The sequence below is a fragment of the Micromonospora sp. WMMD736 genome, from assembly GCF_049179015.1.
Classification (GTDB): domain Bacteria; phylum Actinomycetota; class Actinomycetes; order Mycobacteriales; family Micromonosporaceae; genus Micromonospora.
In genome coordinates this window covers 1-1,294 of sequence record NZ_JBMHMI010000147.1, presented here as the reverse complement: position 1 = coordinate 1,294, position 1,294 = coordinate 1, and the positions used below count along the sequence as shown (strand labels likewise).

Here is a 1,294-nt window from a genome sequence, read left to right as displayed (position 1 = left end):
CGGGTTCCTCTCCGAAAACGCGCAATTCGCCGCCGCGCTGGCCCGGGCGGGCATCGTGTTCATCGGGCCGCCCGCGGCGGCGATCCAGACCATGGGCGACAAGATCACCGCCAAGGCGGCGGTGTCGGCGTTCGGGGTGCCCGTGGTGCCGGGCTTGTCTCGCCCGGGACTCACCGATGACGACCTCGTCGGTGGCGCCGCCGAGGTCGGCTACCCGGTGCTGGTCAAACCGTCGGCCGGCGGCGGTGGCAAGGGTATGCGCGTCGTGCACGATGCGGCTGAATTGCCCGGGGCGCTGGCCAGTGCGCGCCGCGAATCGGCCGCGGCGTTCGGCGACGACACATTGTTCCTCGAACGGTTCGTCCTGAATCCCCGCCACATCGAGGTGCAGGTCGTTGCCGACGGGTTCGGCAACGTGGTGCATTTCGGTGAACGGGAATGCAGCCTGCAGCGCCGTCACCAGAAGGTGATCGAGGAGGCGCCGTCGCCGCTGCTGGACGCCGCGACCCGGGACCGGATCGGCGCCGCCGCCTGCGCCACCGCGCGTAGCGTCGACTACACCGGCGCGGGGACGGTCGAGTTCATCGTCTCCGCCGACCGGCCCGACGAGTTCTTCTTCATGGAGATGAACACCCGCCTGCAGGTGGAGCACCCGGTGACCGAGATGGTCACCGGTGTCGACCTGGTGGAACTGCAGGTCCGTATCGCCGCGGGGGAGAAGCTGCCGCTGGTGCAGGACGATGTCGTCCTGCGGGGTCACGCGATCGAAGCCCGGGTCTACGCGGAAGATCCCAGCACCGGCTTTCTGCCCACCGGCGGTACCGTGCTCGACGTCGTCGAACCGACCGGGCCTGGGGTGCGCGTGGATTCAGGTCTGTCGCCGGGCTGTGTCGTGGGCAGTGACTACGACCCGATGCTGGCGAAGGTGATCGCCCATGCCGAGGATCGGCCCGCGGCATTGCGCGCCCTGGACAACGCGCTGGCCGGCACCGGCGTGCTGGGTGTGAGCACCAACGTCGAGTTCCTGCGGTTCCTGCTGGCCGATCCGGATGTGGCTGCGGGCCGACTCGACACCGGGCTGCTGGATCGCAGGACACCGGACTTCGTCGCGAAGGCGCCCGGCGATGACGAGCTGATCGCTGCCGCGGTGCACCATTGGTTGCGGGACTGGCCGCGGCCGGTCGGCGATCTGTGGCAGGTGCCGTCGGGTTGGCGGGTAGGGGCCGCAGCGCCGACGATTTTCCGATTGCATGCCGGCGAGCGCACCGACCACGTCTACCTCACGGGTAGCCCC

General features: G+C 69.7%; 1 protein-coding gene. It reads left to right on the top strand.

Translation table 11 applies throughout. The features are described from left to right. The coding region (locus ACN269_RS34875) for an acetyl-CoA carboxylase biotin carboxylase subunit (protein WP_421477623.1) at positions 1–1,294 on the top strand (1,294 nt) is incomplete at both ends.